20 protein-coding genes and 1 pseudogene are annotated in these 20,754 nt (G+C 69.8%); 13 read left to right on the forward strand and 8 right to left on the reverse strand.

Annotated features, from left to right (window positions below; translation table 11 throughout):
• Window positions 1-31 precede the first annotated feature (31 nt).
• On the reverse strand, window positions 32-1,279 hold the full coding sequence (locus tag AC3CH1_RS23400) for an SGNH/GDSL hydrolase family protein (protein WP_488464719.1): 1,248 nt from the start codon (window positions 1,277-1,279) through the stop codon (window positions 32-34).
• Between the two features lie 142 nt (window positions 1,280-1,421).
• On the opposite strand from AC3CH1_RS23400, the gene AC3CH1_RS23405 reads away from it, so the two are divergent.
• Window positions 1,422-2,879: a DUF445 domain-containing protein gene (locus tag AC3CH1_RS23405; RefSeq protein WP_488464720.1), complete on the forward strand. Its 1,458-nt coding sequence runs from the start codon at window positions 1,422-1,424 to the stop codon at window positions 2,877-2,879.
• An 80-nt stretch (window positions 2,880-2,959) separates the two neighbouring features.
• Here the strand turns inward: AC3CH1_RS23405 and AC3CH1_RS23410 are convergent, their stop codons facing one another.
• Window positions 2,960-3,268: a hypothetical protein gene (locus AC3CH1_RS23410; RefSeq protein ID WP_488466713.1), complete on the reverse strand. Its 309-nt coding sequence runs from the start codon at window positions 3,266-3,268 to the stop codon at window positions 2,960-2,962.
• Window positions 3,269-3,452: 184 nt separating this feature from the next.
• Here AC3CH1_RS23410 and AC3CH1_RS23415 point away from each other — a divergent pair, with 184 nt between their 5' ends.
• The 3 genes from AC3CH1_RS23415 to AC3CH1_RS23425 all read left to right on the forward strand — a co-directional run bounded on the left by AC3CH1_RS23415 (window position 3,453) and on the right by AC3CH1_RS23425 (window position 6,053).
• On the forward strand, window positions 3,453-4,280 hold the full coding sequence (locus AC3CH1_RS23415; protein ID WP_488464721.1) for an alpha/beta fold hydrolase: 828 nt from the start codon (window positions 3,453-3,455) through the stop codon (window positions 4,278-4,280).
• Window positions 4,281-4,376: 96 nt separating this feature from the next.
• Window positions 4,377-4,976 carry a hypothetical protein gene (locus tag AC3CH1_RS23420; RefSeq protein WP_488464722.1) on the forward strand — a complete coding sequence of 200 codons (600 nt, stop codon included), beginning with the start codon at window positions 4,377-4,379 and terminating at the stop codon, window positions 4,974-4,976.
• A gap of 309 nt (window positions 4,977-5,285) precedes the next feature.
• The gene (locus tag AC3CH1_RS23425; protein ID WP_488464723.1) at window positions 5,286-6,053 is read left to right on the forward strand and encodes a sulfite exporter TauE/SafE family protein; all 768 of its coding nucleotides are present in this window, start codon (window positions 5,286-5,288) and stop codon (window positions 6,051-6,053) included.
• Window positions 6,054-6,143: 90 nt separating this feature from the next.
• Here the strand turns inward: AC3CH1_RS23425 and AC3CH1_RS23430 are convergent, their stop codons facing one another.
• Window positions 6,144-6,818, reverse strand: a complete 675-nt coding sequence (locus AC3CH1_RS23430; protein ID WP_488464724.1) for an excalibur calcium-binding domain-containing protein — start codon at window positions 6,816-6,818, stop codon at window positions 6,144-6,146.
• Between the two features lie 418 nt (window positions 6,819-7,236).
• Here AC3CH1_RS23430 and AC3CH1_RS23435 point away from each other — a divergent pair, with 418 nt between their 5' ends.
• Window positions 7,237-8,235: a phosphotransferase gene (locus AC3CH1_RS23435; protein ID WP_488464725.1), complete on the forward strand. Its 999-nt coding sequence runs from the start codon at window positions 7,237-7,239 to the stop codon at window positions 8,233-8,235.
• A gap of 283 nt (window positions 8,236-8,518) precedes the next feature.
• Here the strand turns inward: AC3CH1_RS23435 and AC3CH1_RS23440 are convergent, their stop codons facing one another.
• Complete coding sequence (locus AC3CH1_RS23440) at window positions 8,519-9,454, reverse strand: SDR family oxidoreductase (protein ID WP_488464726.1); 936 nt, start codon at window positions 9,452-9,454, stop codon at window positions 8,519-8,521.
• A 102-nt stretch (window positions 9,455-9,556) separates the two neighbouring features.
• Entirely contained in the window at window positions 9,557-10,189 is a 633-nt protein-coding gene (locus AC3CH1_RS23445) for an NADPH-dependent F420 reductase (protein ID WP_488464727.1), read from the reverse strand.
• A 167-nt stretch (window positions 10,190-10,356) separates the two neighbouring features.
• Here AC3CH1_RS23445 and AC3CH1_RS23450 point away from each other — a divergent pair, with 167 nt between their 5' ends.
• The gene (locus tag AC3CH1_RS23450) at window positions 10,357-11,268 is read left to right on the forward strand and encodes a LysR family transcriptional regulator (protein WP_488464728.1); all 912 of its coding nucleotides are present in this window, start codon (window positions 10,357-10,359) and stop codon (window positions 11,266-11,268) included.
• Window positions 11,269-11,506: 238 nt separating this feature from the next.
• Window positions 11,507-11,896 carry a hypothetical protein gene (locus AC3CH1_RS23455; RefSeq protein ID WP_488464729.1) on the forward strand — a complete coding sequence of 130 codons (390 nt, stop codon included), beginning with the start codon at window positions 11,507-11,509 and terminating at the stop codon, window positions 11,894-11,896.
• A gap of 84 nt (window positions 11,897-11,980) precedes the next feature.
• On the opposite strand, the gene AC3CH1_RS23460 is transcribed toward AC3CH1_RS23455, so the two are convergent.
• Complete coding sequence (locus tag AC3CH1_RS23460) at window positions 11,981-12,346, reverse strand: VOC family protein (protein WP_488464730.1); 366 nt, start codon at window positions 12,344-12,346, stop codon at window positions 11,981-11,983.
• Window positions 12,347-12,438: 92 nt separating this feature from the next.
• Between AC3CH1_RS23460 and AC3CH1_RS23465 the strand changes: the two genes are divergently transcribed.
• From AC3CH1_RS23465 to AC3CH1_RS23475, 3 genes are all read left to right on the forward strand, one after another.
• Window positions 12,439-13,404: a helix-turn-helix transcriptional regulator gene (locus AC3CH1_RS23465; protein ID WP_488464731.1), complete on the forward strand. Its 966-nt coding sequence runs from the start codon at window positions 12,439-12,441 to the stop codon at window positions 13,402-13,404.
• 34 nt (window positions 13,405-13,438) lie between these two features.
• Window positions 13,439-14,080: a nucleotidyltransferase domain-containing protein gene (locus tag AC3CH1_RS23470; protein ID WP_488464732.1), complete on the forward strand. Its 642-nt coding sequence runs from the start codon at window positions 13,439-13,441 to the stop codon at window positions 14,078-14,080.
• 228 nt (window positions 14,081-14,308) lie between these two features.
• On the forward strand, window positions 14,309-15,709 hold the full coding sequence (locus AC3CH1_RS23475; RefSeq protein WP_488464733.1) for a hypothetical protein: 1,401 nt from the start codon (window positions 14,309-14,311) through the stop codon (window positions 15,707-15,709).
• Here AC3CH1_RS23475 and AC3CH1_RS23480 read toward each other — a convergent pair.
• Entirely contained in the window at window positions 15,626-16,495 is an 870-nt protein-coding gene (locus AC3CH1_RS23480) for an endonuclease/exonuclease/phosphatase family protein (protein ID WP_488466714.1), read from the reverse strand. The two genes, AC3CH1_RS23475 and AC3CH1_RS23480, sit on opposite strands and share 84 nt — an antisense overlap.
• 340 nt (window positions 16,496-16,835) lie before the next feature.
• Here AC3CH1_RS23480 and AC3CH1_RS23485 point away from each other — a divergent pair, with 340 nt between their 5' ends.
• The 3 genes and pseudogenes from AC3CH1_RS23485 (at window position 16,836) to AC3CH1_RS23495 (ending at window position 19,743) form a co-directional block, all read left to right on the forward strand.
• The gene (locus tag AC3CH1_RS23485) at window positions 16,836-17,291 is read left to right on the forward strand and encodes a hypothetical protein (RefSeq protein ID WP_488464734.1); all 456 of its coding nucleotides are present in this window, start codon (window positions 16,836-16,838) and stop codon (window positions 17,289-17,291) included.
• Window positions 17,292-17,299: 8 nt separating this feature from the next.
• A pseudogene (locus AC3CH1_RS23490) lies at window positions 17,300-19,107 on the forward strand (alpha/beta hydrolase).
• Between the two features lie 171 nt (window positions 19,108-19,278).
• Entirely contained in the window at window positions 19,279-19,743 is a 465-nt protein-coding gene (locus AC3CH1_RS23495; RefSeq protein ID WP_488464735.1) for a hypothetical protein, read from the forward strand.
• 86 nt (window positions 19,744-19,829) lie between these two features.
• On the opposite strand, the gene AC3CH1_RS23500 is transcribed toward AC3CH1_RS23495, so the two are convergent.
• Window positions 19,830-20,729: a JmjC domain-containing protein gene (locus AC3CH1_RS23500; RefSeq protein ID WP_488464736.1), complete on the reverse strand. Its 900-nt coding sequence runs from the start codon at window positions 20,727-20,729 to the stop codon at window positions 19,830-19,832.
• Window positions 20,730-20,754 lie beyond the last annotated feature (25 nt).

Genomic DNA, 20,754 nt, shown 5'->3' on the forward strand with positions numbered 1-20,754 from the left:
GGGCACGGGGCCCGGGTGGCTCTTCAGCGCCTCACAGCGCGTCGGACCGGGGTGCGCCGGCCCGGTCCAGGACCTTCAGGTCCAGCCGGTCGCCGAGCGCGCGGTACCCGTCGTCGTTGAGGTGCAGATGGTCGCCGGAGTCGTACGCGGCGAGGATCCGGTTCGGTGCGGCGGGATCGCGTACCGTCGCGTCGAAGTCCACGTACGCGTCGAAGACCGTGCCCGCCCGGATCTGCTCGTTGACGGCCTGGCGCACGGCGTTGCGCTGGGGCGTCCAGGTGGAGAAGCCCTCGAACGGGGTCAGCGTCGCGCCGACGACCGTGAGCCCGCGCGCGTGTGCCCGGTCGGTGAGGGCGCGCAGGCTGTCCACGATGCGCTGGGGGTCGGCCTCCTGGGGGCGCTGCTGTACGTCGTTGATGCCGAGCGCCACGACGACCGTCCGGGCCCCGGCGACCGCCAGGACGTCGCGGTCGAGCCGGTCGGTGCCCGACTGGCCCCCGGTGCCGCGGCCGATGCCCACGACCCGGTTGCCCGCGATGCCCGCGTTGGCGACTCCGTACCGGCCGCCCAACCGGTCGGCGAGGACGTCGGTCCAGCGGGCGTTGGCGTCGGTGGTGGAGCCGCTGCCCGCGGTCAGGGAGTCCCCGAAGGCGACGATCGCGCCGCGCGCGTTCTCGCTGCGGACGTCCACGGCGGTCAGATAGCGCCAGTGGGTGGTGCTGAAGGTGCCGCGTTCGTCGATCAGGTACGAGGTCTGGTGCGTGTGGGGGTGGTAGGTGACCGGTCCGCCCGCCCGCGGGGTGCGGAAGCCGACCTGGAGGTCGGAGTCGGGGGCCACGGGCACCACGACCGGGTCGCTGATGACCTGTCCGCCCGCCGCGACGGTGACGGTGGCGGAGCCCTTGAAGGTCACCGGCCGGGTGTTGACGGTGGCCTGGTCGACGACCAGGGGGCCCGTGCCGAAGAGGTTCGACAGGGTTATCCGGGCGACCTCTCCGCCGATGCTGGTGTGCACGACGTTACGGATGGTGCGTCCGGGGAGCCCGTTCTCGGTGCCCGGTTCGGCGCGGACGGGTGCGGCGGCCCAGGTGGTGACCCACCTGCCGCCCGAGGTCGCGGGGGCGACCGGGTTGCGGGCCGCCGCCTGGGTCTCGGCGGGCGGGAGCGGTGCCGACCGGTGGCCGGAGAGCAGCGTCGTGCCGAAGGCGACGGCGGCGGCGAGCACGGCGGTGCCCGCCACTAGGGCGATGAGCAGGGCATACCCCTGGCGCCTGGGCATGTGCGGTGTTTCTCCTTGTGATGATCGTGCTGGTCCCATGATGCGACAGGCCGTCGGGAACTCGACGTGCGGCCCGGGAGTAGGGGAGGTAGGGACAATGCGTACGTCACGGGGGCGAGGCGCACGCGGACGGGTGGAGCGGATGGAACGGACCGGATCCGACGAGCAGGAGCAGGGCGAGGACGCGGTGCAGAAGTCGGAGCGATCGGAGCGTGCGGCGCTGCCGCCGGCACAGGGGCAGGAACAGGCACAGGCACAGGCACAGGGGCAGGGGCAGGAACAGGCGCGGGCACAGTCGCCGGGGCAGGCGCCGAGGGCGGGTGTGGGCCCGCTGGCCTCGTTCGCGTACACCGCCGCCGACGAGGAGAAACAGCGCGGCGTACGGCGCATGAAAATCACGGCCACCGGCCTCCTTCTGCTCGTCGCGGTCGTCTACGTCCTGGCCACCTGGGCGAAGAACTCAGGCGTGGAGGGCTGGCCGGGCTACGTCGCGGCGGCTGCCGAGGCGGGGATGGTGGGCGCGTTGGCGGACTGGTTCGCCGTCACGGCGCTCTTCCGGCGCCCGCTCGGCCTGCCCATTCCGCACACAGCCATCATCCCCACCAAGAAGGATCAGCTGGGACAGTCACTCGGTTCCTTCGTTGGCGAGAACTTTCTCTCCGGAGACGTCATTCGTGACCGAATTCACGCTCTGGGGGTCGGTCGGAGGCTCGGTGTGTGGCTCGCGGAGCCGGCCCACGCCGACCGGGTCACCGCTGAGCTGGCGACCGCCCTGCGCGGTGCGCTGACGGTCCTTCGGGATTCCGATGTGCAGGCGGTGGTCGGCGAGGCCATCACCCGGCGCGCGGACGCGGTGGAGGTCGGGCCTGGCCTCGGCAAGATGCTGGAGAAGGTCGTCACGGACGGCGGTCACCGCAAGGTCGTCGACCTCGTCTGTGTCCGGGCGCACGACTGGCTGGTGGAGCACGGCGACTCGGTGATGAACGCGGTGCAGGGCGGAGCCCCGGGCTGGACCCCCCGGTTCGTGGACAAGCGGGTGGGGGAGCGGGTCTACAAGGAACTGCTGCGGTTCGTCACGGAGATGCGGGACATGCCGGAGCACCCGGCGCGCGGCTCCATCGACACGTTCCTGACCGACTTCGCGTCCGACCTCCAGAGCGACGCCGACACGCGGGCGCGGGTGGAGCGGCTGAAGTCGGAGATCCTGGGCCGCGGCGAGGTCCAGGACGTCATCGCCTCGGCGTGGTCCTCCGTACGGACGATGATCCTCTCGGCGGCGGAGGACGAGCGCAGCGAACTGCGGCTGCGTGCACGCGCCTCGCTGATGTCGCTGGGAGCGCGGCTGTCGAGCGACGAACGGCTCCAGGGCAAGCTGGACGGCTGGCTGGAGGACGCCGCGGTGTACGTCGTGACGACGTACCGCGGCGAGATCACCTCGCTGATCAGCGAGACGGTGGCCGGCTGGGACGCGGACCAGACCTCGAAGAAGATCGAGGCGCACATCGGCCGCGACCTCCAGTTCATCCGGATCAACGGCACGGTGGTCGGCGCGCTGGCGGGCCTGGCGATCTACACGGTGTCGCACGCGCTGAGCGGCTGAGCGGTGGTGTGGCTCAGCGGCTGGGTGGCTGAGCGTCCCGTCGGCCCGACCCCGGCGGTGAGGTCGGGCCGGCGAGCGGCTCAGGGGTTCGCGCCGCGCCGCGTGACGGCCCAGGAAGCGGCGGCCACGCCGCCCGCGACGGCGAAGACGGCGGGCCAGGCGCCGACCTTCTTGGCGAGCGGGTGCGATCCGGCGAAGGCGGCGACGTAGGCGACGGTCAGCCCGGCGGCGGCACGGGGCCCGGCCTGGCGGTTCCACTCGTACGCGGCGAGGGACCCGGCGGCGGCGAGCGCGACGCCGCCGAGCGGCCGCTTCCTGGTCCACCGGGCGACGCCGTAACCTCCGACGAGCCCGCTCGCCGCCACTGCCGCTGCCGGAATCCTCACCATCGCCCTCTTCACCATCGCCGCCACCATCGCTTCCTGTGAGCCGTCGGTACACCTGTGGTCGCACAGCTGTGGTCGCGCAGCTGTGGTTGCCCACTCAGCCCGAGGCTAGCGTTCGGGGCGACGGTGCCGCCGGGCGGGCCGGACCGAGGAGTGCGGGCAGCGGACGCGGAGACAGGAGTGTCGGGTGGAAGCGGTCACGACGACGGTGACGGTCGAGGACGGCGAAAGGGCGGGCGGAACCGGCCCCGTACGCCTCTCCTGCACCGACCACGGCGGCGGCGGGGGCCCGACCCTCCTCCTGCTGCACGGCCTGGCCGGTCATTCCGGCGAGTGGGAGGCGCTGGCGGCCCGGTTCGCGTCCACGCACCGGGTGATCGCCTTCGACGCCCGGGGCAGCGGGGCGAGCACCCGCCGTCCCGGGGACGTGACGCGGGCGGCGCACGTCCGCGATGTACTCGCGGTCGCGCGCCGGTTCGGTCTGGCGGGGGAGGACACGGTGCTGGTCGGCCAGTCGATGGGCGGCCTCACCGCGCTGCTGACGGCGGCGGCGCACCCTCAGGTGTGCCGCGCGCTGGTCCTGATCGAGGCGGGCCCGGCGGGGCCGAGTCCCCGACTGCCGGAACAGATAGGTGACTGGCTCGACTCGTGGCCGGTTCCGTTCCCGGACGCGGGAGCGGCCGAGGCGTTCTTCGGCGGCGGGCCCGCGGGCCGGGCCTGGGCGGCTGGGCTCGTGCCGGGCCCCGGCGGGCTGCACCCCCGGGTCGACCGGGACGTGATGGTCGCCACCGTCCAGGAGAACGCGCACCGGCACTACTGGGACGACTGGGACGAGGTGCGCTGCCCGGTCCTCGTGGTACGGGGCGAGAATGGCGTGATGAAGCCGGACGAGGCGGACCGGATGCGGGCCCGGCGCCCCGGGACGCGGATCGGCGTGATCCCGGGAGCCGGCCACGACGCCCACCTGGACAACACGGCCGCGGTGTACGGGGAGATGGCGGCCTTTCTCGCGTAACTGCTCCTGCCGATCGCGGGTTTGACGCGTGAGGGCGGGCCGCGGTGCCCTGTGCGGGCCGGGTAGGGTCTGGACTCTTCGCACGAGGGGGGTCTCATGCTGTTCCGTAACGCTGCCCGTACCGTCGCCGGTCCGGGTGACCGTGTCGACGCTCACCGTCCGGCCCGAACCGGTTGGCGTACCGGGGCACTCGCCGTGGTCGTGGCCGCGGCGCTGGTGTCCTGCACCCAGGCGTCGAGCGGCGGCGGCCCCGGTGGGGACGTCCCGGCCGCCTCAGCGGAACCGGCGGCGGACCAGGAGCGGATCGCGGAGGGCGCCGAGAACGCGGACCAGGCCGAGCGGGAGGCCGCCGAGGCGGAGCCCACCGCCGTGGCCACGCCCGGCCCCGAGCTGGTCCGCGACGCCTTCGCGACACTCCAGGCGACGCTCAACGACACCTGCACCCCGGGCGCGGGCGACTGCGCCTACTTCCTCGGCCGGGTCACCCGGGAACTCACCGAGCTGGACGAGGCGATGCGGGCGGACACCAAGGGCCCCGGCCACTTCGAGCAGCCGCTCGCCGACATGAAGGTCCTGTTCGACAAGCTGGGCGAGGACCGGTCCGAGGCACACCTGGAGAAGTACTTCTCCGAGATCGTCGGCACCCGTGACGGCATCAACACCTGGATGCAGGACCACCCGGACGACTACCGCTGACAGGAACCACTGGTTCCACCCGTTCCACTGGTTCCACCGGTTCCACTGGTTCCACCGGTTCCACTGGTTCCACCGGTTCCACTGGTTCCACCGGTCCTGCCGGGCCGTCTTGCCGATGCCGGGCCCACGAGTCCTGCCGGGCCCGCCGGGCTTTACGAGTCCCACCGGACCCATGAGCCCCGCCGGTCCCATCGGCCGCCTACGACCGCCCGCCGGAACACGAGAACGTGCGCCATCCGTCCCGCCCGACCGGGCCCCCGGCCGCTCTGCGTGCGCCGGGGCCGCGTCACGTGAGTGAGTGAGGGAAGCGTGGACCTGTACGAAGTGCTCGGCCTGCTCGTCGCCGCGACCGCGGCGGGCTGGGTGGACGCGGTGGTCGGCGGTGGCGGGGTGCTGCTCATCCCGGTGCTGCTGCTGGCCTTTCCGACGTACTCGCCCGCGGTGGCGCTCGGCACGAACAAGATCGCGGCGGTCATGGGCACCGCGACCGCCGCGTACATGTACCAGCGGCGCACCGAACTGGACCGCTCGGTCCTGCTGCCGGCAGCAGGACTGGCGATCCCCTTCGGCGCGCTGGGAGCACTGTCCGCGTCGAGCGTTCCCACGAGCTATTTCCGGCCCGTCATCATGGGCCTGCTCATCACGGTGGCGCTCTTCGTGGCCTTCCGGCCCGACTTCGGGGTCCAGCAGCGGGACATCGTCGTCACCCCGCGCCGCCGCAACGCCGCGATCCTCGTCGCGGGCGTCGGCATCGGCTTCTACGACGGTGTCTTCGGGCCCGGCGTCGGCACCTTCCTCATCATCTCCTTCACCACGCTCCTCGCTACCCAGTTCCTGGAGAGCGCGGCCATGGCGAAGGTGATCAACGCCTCCTCCAATCTGGGAGCCCTCGCGGTCTTCGCCTGGCAGGGAAACGTCCTGTGGGCCCTCGGCCTGGGAATGGCGGTGGGCAACATCGTCGGCGCGATGATCGGGTCGCGCACCGCGATGAAGAGGGGATCCGGATTCGTCCGGGTCGTTCTGGTGCTCGTGGTCACCGGCATGGTGGCCAAGATGGCATTCGACCAGTTCGCCTGACGGGTGATGGCGGCCACTGACGGGGCCGGGGCGGGGCCACCGGAGTCGGGCTCCGGCGGCCGCCTCCCGCCGCTGCGCGGCCATCGAGGCTCACTCGCAGCCGACGCCGTCCCCGTCACGGTCCAAGTGCCGCCCGTAGCCGGGGTCCCCGGCCCGGATGGGGGCGGCGCCGGCGTTCCGTACGGCGGTGCAGTTCGCGTAGGAGACGCTGCCGCCCCCACCACCCCCACCACTCGTACCGTTTCCGTCGGTGGAGGAGGCGGACTCGCCCCACGGCTCACAGCCCACGCCGTCGCCGTCGCGGTCCAGGTGGGGTGCGTAGCCGGGGTCACCCTCCTCGACGGGAGCGGCCCCGGCGGCGCGGGCGGCGTCGCAGTTCTTGTAGTACGCGGGCGCCGGGTCCGTCGCCCCCGGGGCGGAGTCCGAGGCGTTCGAGGCGGGAGCCGGAGTCGTTTCGGGGGCGGCGGCGGTGACGGTGATGCGGACGACGGCGGTGGCGGCGGGGACCTCGGCGCCCTTCACGAGGACCTCGTACGTGAGCTTGTCCTCGCCGGCGTACCCGTCTCCGGCGGTGTACGTGACCGTGGTCCCGGACACCGATGCGGAACCGTGGTCGGGCTCGGTGTCGATACTCAGGGTCAGTTCGGCGGGGTCGTAGGTGTGGAGCAGCGCGGCCCGGGCCCCGTTCTCCAGGGTGACGGAGTCGTTGTCGAGGACGTCCACGTCCAGGCTGTTGCCCGCGTCCATGCTCTGCTCGTCGTCCATGAGCGCCAGCGTCCGATCCACGGAGGCCGGAGACCCGGCCGACGCGGCGGCCTTCCCGCCCTGGTCGTCCGTGGTGCCGTCATCGCCTCCGCACCCCGTCAGGATCAGCGCGAGCGCGCCCGCTCCTGCCGATATCCGTATGCGAAGGAACCCGCGCCCGGGCCGTCGTGGCTGCTTCCTCGTCTGCATGTGTTGCCCCCAAGGCCGAACGCTGTGCTGTGGAGCAGCCGATATTCGCAGCGCGGCCGGGCGTACATCAGGGGCATGTCGGAAGCGAAGCGGAATTGTGATGAGAGCGTGTACAAAGCGTGTAGGCGGAAGGAGTGGGAGGGGGCCGAGGGGATGACGGGCAAGGGCGACGGCAGCGGGCGGACCCGACCGCCCCGGCCCTTCCCGGAAGGTCACTATCGTGTCCCGTGTGAAGGACCGTCCGACCGATATCGACGAAACCGTCCTGGCCGCCGCCCTCGGGGCCTGGGGCATCGAACCCGTCGTGCTCACCCACGCCCCGGTCGGCTTCGGCGACCACCACTGGGTCGCGGCCGACGCGGAGGGCCGCCGGACCTTCGTCACGGTCGCCGACCTCGCGCACAAGCCGCACTGCGGGCGAGACGCGGCCGAGGCGTGGACGGGCCTGAGCCGCGCCATGGACACGGCCGCGACGCTCGAATCGGCCCTCGACGAGGCGGCGTTGGTGGCGCCACTGCGCACCGGCGGCGGCGAGACGCTGCTTCGTCTGACCGACCGGTACGCCGTGAGCGTCTTCCCGTACGTGGAAGCGCCCACCGGCCACTTCGGTCAGGTGCTGGACACGGGTGCGCGAGGGATGCTGGTGGAGCGCCTGGCCCAACTGCACGCCACACGAGCCCCGTTGGCGACTCCGGGCCATGACCCGGCGCTGCCGGGTCGCGCGGCGATCGGAGCGGCGCTGGCCGATCCGCAGCGCTTCCGCGCGGATGCGGGCCCGTACGCGCAACGCTGCAAAGTCTTGCTGACCGTCAACTCGACCGCTCTGCGCTCGGCGTTGGAGCGCTTCGACAGCGGCACGACGCAGCTCGTGTCCGACGCATCGACCGCCACCACCGTGGTCACCCACGGCGAACCCCACCCCGGCAACGTCCTGGACCCCGGCGGCCGTACCCTCCTGGTCGACTGGGACACCGTCGCCCTCGCACCTCCGGAGCGCGACCTCTGGCTCGCCACCGACGCCCCGGAGGACCTGTCCCGCTACGCCGAACTCACCGGCCACCACCCGGACCCGGAGCTGCTCGCGTACTACGAACTCCGTTGGGCGCTGGACGACATGGCCTCCGCGCTCGACGTCTTCGGCACCCGGCACCCGGACACGGCCGACACGCGGCAGGCGTGGGAGGGCCTGGTCGACGCGGTGGCCGCGCTGGCGGACGGTCGGCGCTAGGTGTTCTGTCCATGGAGGCTGGTGACGGATCCCACGGCGGGATGATCTTGAACGAGCGAGGGCCCTCCGGGTTCGGTGTGGATGCGTCGGCTGTCGACCGCGCTACCTGGCCCGCATGCCGACCACGCTCGAGGTGCTCAGCGGCGGACGTCTCGAAGTGGGCGTGGGAATCGGGTGGATGAAGGACGAGCACGACATCTCCCGCAGCGCGGACCGGCATCGGCGCGGGCGGATGCCCGATGACCTGCTGGCGTTCCCGCACGGGCGGTGGACGGCCAACCGTTCAGGCGGCGGGGAAGTAATGGCCGTTGTCCAGATCGGCGAGAAGGCGGGGCTGGGCGGGTTCCCAGCCGAGGGTGCGGCGGGTGATGGCGTTGGACGCCGGGTAGCTCTGCGTGACGATGTTGGTGAGGAATCCGAAGTAGCCCGGTGTCATCAGGGAGTCGTCGGGGATGCTCACGGCGGGCAGACGCAGACGGGCGGCGAGGGCCTCGGCGATGTCGCGGAAGGTGGTGCCCTCGTCCTCGACCGCGTGCCAGTAACTGCCGGCCGGCCCGTTTTCCAGGGCCAGGCGGAACAGGACGGCGGTGTCGCGGATGTGGACGGCGTTCCACACGTTGGTGCCATCGCCGGGGTAGCCGGCGAACCCCTTCTCCTTCGCGAGCGCGATCAGCGTGGGAAGGAAGCCCGCCACATCACTCGTACCGTGCGCGATGTTGGCGATCCGCACGACCGAGGAACGCACCCCCTGCCCGGCCAGGTCGATCACGGCCCGCTCCACGACATTGCGGGCCCGCAGGGTGCCCCGGTGCTCTTCGCCGGACGGCAGGGCTGGGTCTTCCTCGGTGGCCGGCCGCCCCAGGCCACCCGGTGAGCCGATGCTCCCCGCGGTGACCAGCGGCTTTCCCGTTCCCGCGAGGGCCTCGCCGTAGGCGAGCAGGATGGGGAACTCCGCGGCGGCCACGGCGTCCATACCGCCGGTGGGCAGGAGGTCCTGTCGGTGGGCGACGTGGATGACGCCGTCGGAGGCGGCGGCTGCTTCCTTGAGCCCGTCGAGGTCCTCCAGGTCGCCACGGCGCACTTTCGCACCGAGCGCGGAGAGGGTCTCGGCGGACGCGTCCGACCGGGCCAGGCCGGTGACCTCGTGCCCTGCGGAGATGAGCTCGGGAATGATGTGAGAACCGGAATGCCCGGTCCCGCCGGCGACGAATACACGCATCGGGATTATTCCTTAAAGACCTTGAAGAGGTGGACTGAAGCTTTCCGTACCGCTCGCGAAACATTTCCGGACGACGCGGAAAAGAGGTGAGGAGCGCGCTATTCAGCGCAGCAGGGTGACGTTGAGGGAGAAATTCGTGTGCTTGATGGAGTGGCTCATCAGGCCCAGCTCCAGCAGGCCGACGTTTTCCAGCGCCCGTGCCATGAAGAGGTCGCCGGTGTCCCAGGGGCGCAGCCCCAGGCTCTCGACGAAATCCGACACGCGGGTCTTGGCCTGCGCGTCGTGGCCGGCGATGAACACGTCCACCGGACGGCCCTCGGCGGACCCGGCGGCCACCACATGGGAGAACACCGTGTTGAACGCCTTGACGACGTGCGCGTCATCGGGAGCGGCCTCGGCGATCTCCTGTGCTCCGGAGCTGTCAGCGGGCACGACGAAGCCCTGCAGGTCAGGGGTGACGGGGTTGGTGACGTCGACGATGGTCTTGCCGCGCAGTGCGTCCCCGTACTCCTGCACCACCGCTACCGCGCCGGCGTAGGGCACGGCGAGGATCACGATGTCCCCGGCCGGGACCTCGCCGACCGTGCCCACGGTGGCGCCGCCGAGCGCGGCGGCCACCTCCTGCGCCTTGGCCTGGTCGCGGCCGAGGATCTCAACGGTGTTCCCGCCGGCGAGCGCCCGCCCGGCCAGAGCCTGGGCCATATTGCCCAGTCCGACGATGCTGATCCTGCTCATCAGTATTCCTGCTTTCCGGTTTCCGGTCCTGCCCGGGGAATTTGCGCATCGAGTTCACTTCCGACGCCGTGAGGCGCGTATTCGATGCTGTCACCGGCCCCAGGAAACGTCCAAGACCTCTTGAGATCCTGGTGATACCCTGAAGGTCTCACCACGTCGGAGGCCGTATGGATCTCGATCTGCGAAAACTGCGGTACTTCGTCGCCGTCGCCGACCGGCTGCACTTCGGCCGCGCCGCCGACGAACTCCACATCGCGCAGCCGGTGCTCAGCCGACAGATCCGCGCACTCGAAAAGGATCTCGGCGCGGCACTGTTCACCCGGGATCGCCACGGCGTCGAACTGACCGACGCGGGCCGGCAGCTCCTGGCCGACGCCGGCCCCTTGCTCGCCTCCGCCCACGTGCTGCGCCGCCGTTTGTCCGAGGCCGCCGGCGGCCGGCGGCGGCTCATGGTCGGCTTCCGCGCCGGCATTCCCATTACCCCGGCGGCCCGCGCGTTCGAGGGCAAGCACCCGGACGTGATCGTCGATGTGCAGCGGATCGAGGGCGACGACCAGGCCGCGATGCTGCTCGACGGGCGCATCGACGTAGCCTGCGTGCGCCTGCCCATCGACGAAACCGGCCTGCGCCTGACGCCCTTGTACACCGAGCCGCGGGTGGCGGTGCTGCCGGCCGGGCATCGCTTGGCCGGTAAGGCGGAGGTCACCGAGACCGACCTGGCCGGTGAGCTGCTGCTGTGGGACGGTGACGCGAACTCGCAGCCCACCAAGCGCCCGTTCGCCAACGCCGGATACCCGGTGCGCGGGGTCGACGAAACCCTCGAACATGTGGCGGCCGGACGCGGCATCTCCTTCCTCGCCCGGTCGGCATCCGTCTTCTACTCGCATCCCGACATCGCCTACGTGCCCATCCCGGACCTGGCACCCGACCAGGTGCACCTCGCGGTAGCGGCAACGCGCATCTCGCCGGTCGTCGACGACTTCATCGCCGCGGCTCGCTCGGCGGCCGAGATCACGGCAGAATGCGGCAACTACGAAATGTGGCAGCTCGGGGGCGATGCCCTGACACGGCACACGTAAGCGATGCCCTGACACGGCACACGTAAGCAGCCACTGGAGACCGCCGCCGCATGCGAGATCTTCGACCACCGCACCGCACCCCACCCAGTCGCCCTCGTCCGGGCTGGCGCCCGCTTCGAGAACGGTCGCCCCCCCTCGAACGCCCGGAGGTGCCCGCCGCAGCGAGACACCTCAACCGGCCTGCAACTCAGGCCAATTGCTCGTGGAAGCAGCGCCAGTGGCGCTACGCTGCTGTGTCGTGCAGGAGACGCGTCTCGACACGGCTCGGATCCGGGCGGCCCGCCGGGTGATCGACCCGGTCTTTCTCGACACTCCGCTGTACCGCTGCGAGGCGCTGGAGCCCGGCCTCGGGTGCACGATGAGCATCAAACTCGAAACGGCGAACCCGGTCCGCAGCTTCAAGGCCCGCGGCACGGAGGTGGAGTCGTCGATCATCTCCGGTATGCGGATGCTTCTCGACCACGCCGGTCTCGTCGTCGAACCTTCGGCCGCGCTCGGCGTCGCGGCGATCCTCGAAGATCGCGATCGCTTCGCCGGCCGACACGTTGTCACCATCGTGTGCGGCAGCAACGTCGACGTAGACACCTACCACCGCTGGGTCGGCACAGTTCCCCTCCGCAGGTCTTGACCGTGATGTCCCGTCGCTGACCTCTCGAAGTCGGACGGCGGCAGGCGCGACGCCTGTCGTGCGCGCCTGCCGCTCTGCGGTCTCTCAGTCCTGCGGTGCGACGCGGATACGGTTCCCGTCAGGATCGGCTGCGAGGAAGGTCAGCCCGAACCCCGCGTCATGGGGCTCGCGCAGGATGGTGACCCCCTTGGACCGCCACTGCTGGAAGGTCGCGTCGAGCTCTTCGGGCCCACCGTCGATGGCCAGGCAAACCTCACTGGTGCGCGGGACGTCCGGTGACAGATCCTCGAACTGGCCGGACCACAGGGCGAGGTCGGCGCCCGGCCCGAGGTCGAAGGCGATGTATCCCGGCGTCTCGAACGAGGGGCTCATGCCGAGGAGGTCGCCGTAGAAACGAGCTGCGGCGGCAGAGTCGTTCACGTAGACGATGGACACGACGGATGCGGTCATGATCATTCCTTTTGACGGTTCGTTGGTACGCATCCACCAGCCTGAGCGGTATATGCGCCGCATCCTGTCGCCATTCCTGAAAAAATCGGTGCGTGACCCCAGACCGTTTCTTCGCCCTGATGCTGCTCCTCGAATCGAGGGGTGCCGTGACCACACAGGAGCTTGCCTCGGCGCTCGGAGTGTCCCTTCGCACCATCAACCGGGACGTGAACTGGCTCCGTGACGCCGGTCTGCCGGTATCCGCACACCGGGGCCGACTCGGAGGCGTGACCATGCTGCCCGGGTCCGGGCTCGACCTCACGCGACTGACACCGGGCGAACGTGATCACCTGTCGCTCACCGGGCTGGATGAGAAGCAACGTGCGGAGCTCGACGTGTCGGTGGAAAGCAGCCGCGCGCTTTCCAAGATCTCCGCCGCACAGCCACGCCGAGCGCGGGAGCACCTGCCGCTCACCGACGTAGTACACGTGGACAGCCGTCCCTGGCGTCAGATACGAGCTTCCGGCACGACTCCGGCTTCGCTGATCGGCGCGGTGCGACGAGGCCGTCGGCTACGGATCGAGTACGGCAGCCCACGCGAGCCATGCCCACGCGACCTTGTCGTGGATCCCTACGGACTGTTCGTCAAGGCCGGCAACTGGTACCTCGTCGCCGACTGCGACCGAGTGGCACGGATGTACCGGCTCGAACGCATCACGACGTGGTCGGAAGTCGACCAGCCGCGACGGATCCGCGAGAACCAGACCTTGGCCACCGTCGCCGCGACGCTCGTCGAGCAGTGGGAACACCGCCACGCGATAGAGGTCAGCGCCACCATCGACGAGACCCAGATCGAGAGAGCGCAACGGATCTTCGGCCTGCGACTCATCCCGGGCGACCATGAAGAATCCGCCACCGGCCGCACGGTCACGATCCGCTTCCTGCGTCTGGAGGACGTGCGAGCCCTCCTCCCGTTCGGCAGCTCCATCACGGTCCACGGCCCCGCCGAAGTCAGGGCGCACCTCCGCGACCTCGCCATCAGCCTCGCCCACCACTATGCGCCTTCACCGCCGTCCTGACCCGGGCGACGGTGCCCACTGGTAGCTTCCTGCGATGAGCGAGCAACTGCCCGGCGGCGGCACCGAACTGTCACCCGACGAGATCGAGGGCCTCGACGCCAGGTGGTCGTCCAGTTGGACTCCGGGTGAGGTCGCGCAGCGGCTCGCCGGGATCAGCACGCCCTGGTGTGTGGCCGCGGGCTGGGCGTTGGACCTGTTCCGGGGCGGGCTGACGCGCGTTCACGGAGACATCGAGATCGCCATTCCGGAGGCGGGCTTTCCCGGGGTCCGCAGCCGCTTCCCCGGATACGTCTTCGATGCGGCGGGCAGCGGCCGGATCTGGGAGGACGCCCCGCCGGAGGCATTGGCCGCCGTTCACCAGACATGGCTCCGCGATCCGGCCACCGGCAACTACCTGCTCGACGTGTTCCGGGAACCGCACGACGGCGCCACCTGGATCTGCCGCCGGGACGAGGGGATTCGGCTCCCGTACCGCGAGATCGTCCACCACACCCAGGACGGCATCCCGTATCTGGCACCCGAACTCGTGCTCCTGTTCAAGGCCAAGCACGCCCGCCCGAAAGATCAGAGGGACTTCGAGGTGACCGTCCCGCACCTGACCCGGGCGCAGCGCACGACCCTGGCGGAGCTGCTCGTCCGCGTACACCCGGGGCATACCTGGCTCACGGATCTGTAGCAGGGGACGACTGACGCAACGGCGCACGGTGGTAGTCCGGTTGCGAGCTGGGTGGTGAGAGGGGGCGCACTTTTCGCGGACGTCGTAGCAGTCCGAGAGCGTGCGGTACCGTGACGACGACATCACGCTCTGTGCGCGTACGTAGGCGGGCACAGAGCGGCCCCCGGAGGTGCGCGAACACCCACCCGAGGGCCTAACACCCCCAGTGGAAAGAGCGAGCCACTAGAAATGCTGCGTCATGTTATCGCGCCCTCATCGGGCTGGACCAAAGCCCCGCACACGGTCGTACGCGACCGGCGGATGAACAGCGATGCGAAGGTCCTCCTCCTGTACGTCCAGGGCCTCCCCGACTCCGCCACGGACCGCCCGCTCGGCGAGCTGGCACGGAAACTGGAGATCAAGGGCCGCACGTACCAACTGGCCAAGAAGCAACTGGTGGAGCACGGTTACGTCCACGAGTGGCGGGCCCAGGCCGATGGCGGTCGCTGGGCGACGGAGCAGCTGTTCACGAACACGCCGCTGACGAGCGACGAGGCCAGGATCGTACGGGCGACGCTGGAGCCGGGCGGCGGGCGCGCGCCGGGAGGGGCGGCTGCCGCTCCGCCGCCGCCGGGTAAGCGGTATCCGACGGTCGGCGGACCGGCTTCCCGGACGGCCGGTAGCTATGAACCGGAGGAAGACCACAGTGATAAGACCACTCCCCACCCACCCTCCGAAGCGGAACGACCGGAGCAGCGCCGAGCGCAACCGCAACCGCAACCGGAACCGGAACCGGAACCGGGACTGAGGCCGGAGCCGACCCCGGAACCGACACCGGAACCGGAACCGGAGCCGGAACCGGAGCCGGAACCGGAGCCGACACCGGAACCGGAGCCGGAACCGGAGCCGGAACCGGAGCCGACACCGGAACCGGAGCCGGAACCGGAGCCGACACCGGAACCGGAGCCGGAACCGGAGCCGACACCGACACCGGAACTCCAACCCTCTGCGGCCGATTCCACCCCGGCACCCCACGCGGCCCCGGCTCCCCACCCTGCCCCGGCGCCCGACCCCACCCCGGCACCTCACCCCGCTTCCCAACTGGCCAAGGCGGAACGGCTGCTGCTGTCGCTTCGCCACACGCGCCGCGACCTGTTGCTGGGGGTGCGGGAGGCGCGCGGGCTGGCGGTGGAGGCGGTGAAGTGGCTGGAGGGCGGCTTGTCGGAAGAGGACGTGCGGCACGCGCTCCTGGCCGCCAGGCCCGAGGGAGGGGTGCACTCGGCGGTGGGCTTCCTGCGCCACCGCCTGATCGAGAAATGCCCGGTGACCCCGCTGCCGGCTCCACCGCCCCCACCGCCCGTCAGGGAGCTGGTCGCCTGCGCGGGCGAGGGGGAGGAGCACGTCTTCCGCCCGCTGGGCGACGAGACGTTGTGCGTGGACTGCCGCAGGGTGGCGGCGTACGCGAGCTGGATGGTCGACACGGACACGTACGACTTCCCCGAGGACATGACCTGGAGGCAACGAGTCGAGACGGTACGGAGGGCCGACGAGCTCAGAGCCGCGCCTTCAGTCCAGGACGACGCGGGCGGCGACGGGCAGATGGTCGCTGCCGGTGGCGGGCAGGGTGCGGATGTGGCCGACGGTGGCTGAGCGGGCCAGGACCTGATCGATCCGGGCGAGGGGGAGGGAGGCGGGGAAGCTGAAGGCGAAGCCGCGCTCGGCCACGTTCAGGCGTGAGGTGAGAGGCTCCAGCCCCCGGTCATCCACGGTCCCGTTGAGATCCCCGAGCAGAATCATCGTGTCGACGCTTTCGGCGGCGATGGCACGCCCGAGCAACTCGGCACTCTCGTCTCTCCGTTCGGACGCGAGCCCACCCGCGCCGACCCGGACGGAGGGCAGATGGGCGACGTACGCCGCGACATCCCCGTACGGCGAATCGACGACGGCACGGACGCCGCGGCTCCACCCTTCCGCGATGCTCGGCGGCTTGATGTCGACGACCCGCTCCCCGCTGAGCGGGTACTTGGACCAGAGCCCGACGGTGCCCCGGACGACGTGATGCGGATAGTCGGCGGCGAGAACCCTCTCGTACACGGACAGCTGCGGAACCACCAGCTCCTCCAGCGCGACGAGATCGCCCCCGGCCTCGATCAGCGCCCGTGCGGTCGCCGCAGGGTCATGGTTCTCGTCGCTGACGTTGTGCTGCACGACGACGAGCTCCTGCCCGCCGGCTTCCGCGCCGGGCAGGAGCAGCCCACCGAAGAGATGCACCCAGACCCCCACGGGCAGCAGCACCGCCACCAGCGCGAGGGCGGACCGCCGCACCAGGGCGAGCACCAGCAGCAGAACGACGATCACGCCGAGCCACGGCAGAAAGGACTCCAGCAGACTCCCGACCCGCCCGACGCCGTTGGGTACACCCCGGTGAAACGCCATCACCCCGGCCAGCACCACGGCAAGCACGGCGAGGACCCGTCCCCGCCGGCCGTCTCCCGCCGCTCCCGTCACTTCCTGCCCCGCCACCGACGCCACACCGGGGGCTGCCTGCTCCACCATGTCTTCCCATCCGCTTGGTCCCGCTTACAGGACGAGTGACCAGGCGAACGGGGTTCCTGCCTCCCCTCACGATCTGGAACAGGGATCAGAGGAACAGGAGGTCAGGGCCGCATTTGATTTGGCCCACGGCAGCCGGAGATCATGTCGGCTCAACCCGAGGCACCCGGGGACGGGGCCACGGGAAACGGGGATATCGGGGACGACGGGGAGAACTTCTACGGTGGCGTGGGACGAATGGGAGCAGATCAAAGCTGATGTCGCGGTGACTGGGTCGGCGCAGATGCAGCTGAACCAGGCCCCGGCGGAGGGCGGAACCACGGGCGGCGCGACTTCGGGTGATCTGAAGTCGAACAGGAAGACGTGGGTGAAGGCCGGTGAAGGAGTCACCGGCCTCAAGGACGGCGTCGGCAAGGCGCTGGCCAAACTGTCCGACGGGCAGACGGGGCTGGGGGACACCCCCGGGTCGCAGAGCGCGGCGGCACAGAAGGAGCTCTACGACTCCTGGAAGAAGTACGTGAGCGATGTGAGCGGCCGCTGTGAAGCGTTGGGCGGACTTCTTCGGGGAGCGGGCCACGATCTGTCGAAGTCCGACGAGGAGGCCCAGGCGGAGCTGGAGAAGCTCAAGGTGAAATACGAGGACACCGAGCCCGTTGGCGGCCAGGCGAAGGAGAAGTGAGCCCGGTCATGGACCTTGCGACACTCAAGGCCTTCAAGCCGTCGGAGTACGAAGAGGCCGCGGCCGGCTATCGGACAACCGGTGACATGGCCTCCGAGGCCAAGGACGCGATCGACAACCGGATCAGTGTGGAACTCCGCAACCAGCTGGAGGGCGACGCGGCGAAGGCAGCAGTCGAGGAACTCAAGAGCCTCTCGAAGAACTTCCATTACACGCAGACCGAGTGCGGCCTGGTGAGCACCGCGCTGAACGGCTTCGCCTTCGACATCGCGGTGGCCAAGCGCAAGCTGGAAGCCGCCATGGAGGACGCCCGAGCCGACGGCTGCACGGTCAACGCGAACGGCTCCGTCTCGTATCCGGCGGGCAGGAAGCCCGGTGACGAGAAGACGGCGGACGGCGGCACGGTGACCGGGAGCGCGGGGGCAGCCCGACGTCCGACGCGCTGGAGCGCCAGGCGGTGAACATCCACCCGAACCCGTACTACGGCAGGGCGATGGCCTACGCGAACCGCATCGCCGACGCCCTGGAAGAGGCCACGGAAGCGGACACGAAGTGGGCGCCGAAACTGCGAGCGCTGAAAGCCGACGACGACCTCACGGTCTCCCACCGGGACTGGGCGGACGCGCAGTCGGACACGGGCGGCGTCCGCGAGGCTGGCAAGGCCTACCTCGACGCCCTGCCGGAGCCCCCGAAGGACGGCACCCCGAAGGACAACGCGGCCTGGTGGAAGGGGCTCAGCGCGGAGGAGCAGTCGGCCCACCTCTCCCTGAACGCCGCCGCGGTCGGGGCGCTGGACGGGCTGCCCGCCGAGACCCGTGACGAGGCCAACCGCACGGTGCTGGCACAGTCCAGGGCACATGTGGAGCTGGAGCTCGCCAAGATTCCCGCCGAGCCCACGAGGTACTCACCGAATAACCGTAGCTCGTACCCGGCGGTCATTCAGAATGCCAGTTGGACCCAGTGGAACGAGAAGTACGGCGAGCGGTTCGCGCAGCTCACCAAGTCTCAGGACGGCATGAAGAGCATTCAGGAACGGTTCGACTCGACTGGCACCAAGGGCCTTCCGGAGGCTTACCTACTCGGATTCAGCAGTGATGGAAACGGGAGAGCAATCGTCGCGAACGGAAACCCGGATACTGCTGATCACCAGGCGGTCTATGTGCCCGGAACGACCTCGAATCTGGGCAGTGTCGGCGGGGACATCAACCGGATGGTGGAACTGTGGCGCGTAGCAGACGGTGCGTCTGGCAATGACTCGGTTTCCACCATCACCTGGCTCGGCTACGACGCGCCGCAGAGCATCGTGAAGGACGCAGCGTTCAGCCACTACGCCGACGACGGTGCACCTGCCTACAACCGCTTCCTCGACGGCCTCGACGCCTCGCGTACCGCCGATTCGGACCCGCATCGCACGGCGGTCGGCCACTCGTACGGCACCACCCTGATTGGAGCTGCAGCTCGGCAGGGCGACCTGAACGCGGACGACGTGATCCTTGCCGGGAGCCCCGGGGTCCAGGTGAGCAAGGCTGAGCAGCTGGACGTTTCCGAGGGGCACGTTTGGAACCAGGAGGCCGACGGGGACGTGGTGCCGGACATCGGCCGCTTCGGTCACGGTGGAACCGACTGGGACGGTGCTTGGATCATCCCTAGCGACCCGCTCTTCGGCGCCAATCAGATGGCTACGGATACCGAAGGCCACAGCGACTACTGGAAGCAGGGTACGGAAAGCTTGCGGAATCAAGGGCTCGTTGTGGCAGGGCGCGGCGATGAAGCCGAGTTGAAGCCGGTGCCCCCGGCCTACGCGAGGGGACGATAGCGATTCCCGACTTTCATGAGGCAGTGGCCGACCGACTGTCCCACCTCTGCCCAACCGACTCGACCGGCCTACAGTCCGGTCCGACCAGCGAGGCCTCTCAACGTGAAGACCAGGCTGGGCGCACAGGCGCTCTTCGTATCCCTCGCCCTCACTTCTCTCACGGGATGCAGCATGACTGACACCAAAGACTCTGATGGCCCCCCCTCTGCGGGCACCAGCATGTCGCTTTCCGCCGCCGGCCAGGCGGAAAAGGTCTCAAGCGAGATCTACGATTTGATCGGCATCAAAGGCAAGGCCTCGAACACCGGTCCGGGTGTTTCGGAATGCAGCAACAAGGACCCGGACAAGTATTTTCAGATCTTTCACCCCTGGAGCTTCACTCCGGAATCTCCCGAAAAGCTAAAGGGTGTGATGGAGCGGCTCAAGGAAGAACTTCCCAAGCACGGCTGGAAAATCGTCGAGTACGGACCCAATACAAGCAAGAACAAGAGCATCCAGCTCACGGCCGACAACGATAAGAAGAAGCACAGCGTCAAGATCACCCACTTCGCGAAGGGTAAGACGCCAAGCCTGAACCTGATGGTGGTGTCCGGCTGCTATCAGGTCCCGGACGGCGAGAAGGTCGACCGGTTCTGAGTACGCCGCAGTGACACCGGAGCGGCGTGAGGCAGCTCGTGCTGTCGGTCACGCCGCCCGGTTCGGTCGGCTCCTCGCTCAGCGGATCACGTGGTGTATTCCTTCTCCGATGCGGCGGCTCGGACCAGGAACCGAGCGAAGTCGTCCACATCGAGACCGGCCAGGTGCTCGACCAGCGCCTGACGGACGTCCCGCACACGTTGGGGCAGCTGCTGCCCCGTGATCTCGCCGGGAAGGATGACGCGCCGGAAGGCGTCCTTCTCGATCACACCGCCTACGAGCTTCTCCGCGATCCAGACCGGCGTGCGTTCCCGGATCGCGAACGTCAGGTGGATGCTGCGGGCCTTCGTGTCGAGCGTATGAGGGATGTGCACCCACCCTCTCGGCAGGACCAGGGACTGGCCCGGCCGGAGATCGACCTCCAGATCGGGGCCCGCGGCCTCCCACTGCGGGATGAAGCCCGGGTCCCAGACGCGGAAGGATTCCTGGTACTCCCGCATCGGGGAGGGAAACATCGGGCGCCAGAGCTGCCACCGCTTGGTGCCCGCGATCTGCACGATGACGGCCATCTGCTGGTCCCAGTGGTGGAGCAGGCCCTGACGGCCGGGTGGGGTCACGAAGGCGTGCAGGTAGTTGCTGTAGCCGGTCTCCTGCTGAATGCCGCGGGAGATGTCCGCCAGGAAGGGGACGACCCGCTGGAGGTTGCCGAGCCGGATCGTGTGGCCGTCCTCGTAGAGGCTCCGCAGCTTCGCCGGGTCGGTCCGGCCCGCCGTGCGGTGGCGGTCGGGGTGCAGCGCCGTACCGTCCCTCACGACGGCGATCTCGTCGGCGGGCACGCACCCGGTGTCCAGGTAGCGGTCGATGGTCTCCGCGTTGATCACACGGTCGAGCTCGCCGGCTTCGCGTTCGTACACGCACGGCTCGTCCGGCCAGGAGGTCAGGAGCGCTGTCACGCCCGGTTCGGGCAGTAAGAGGTTGAGTGACACGGATGGCTTCCTCGTTTCACGTCAC

Source organism: Streptomyces sp. MGP-P1 (genome assembly GCF_057766565.1).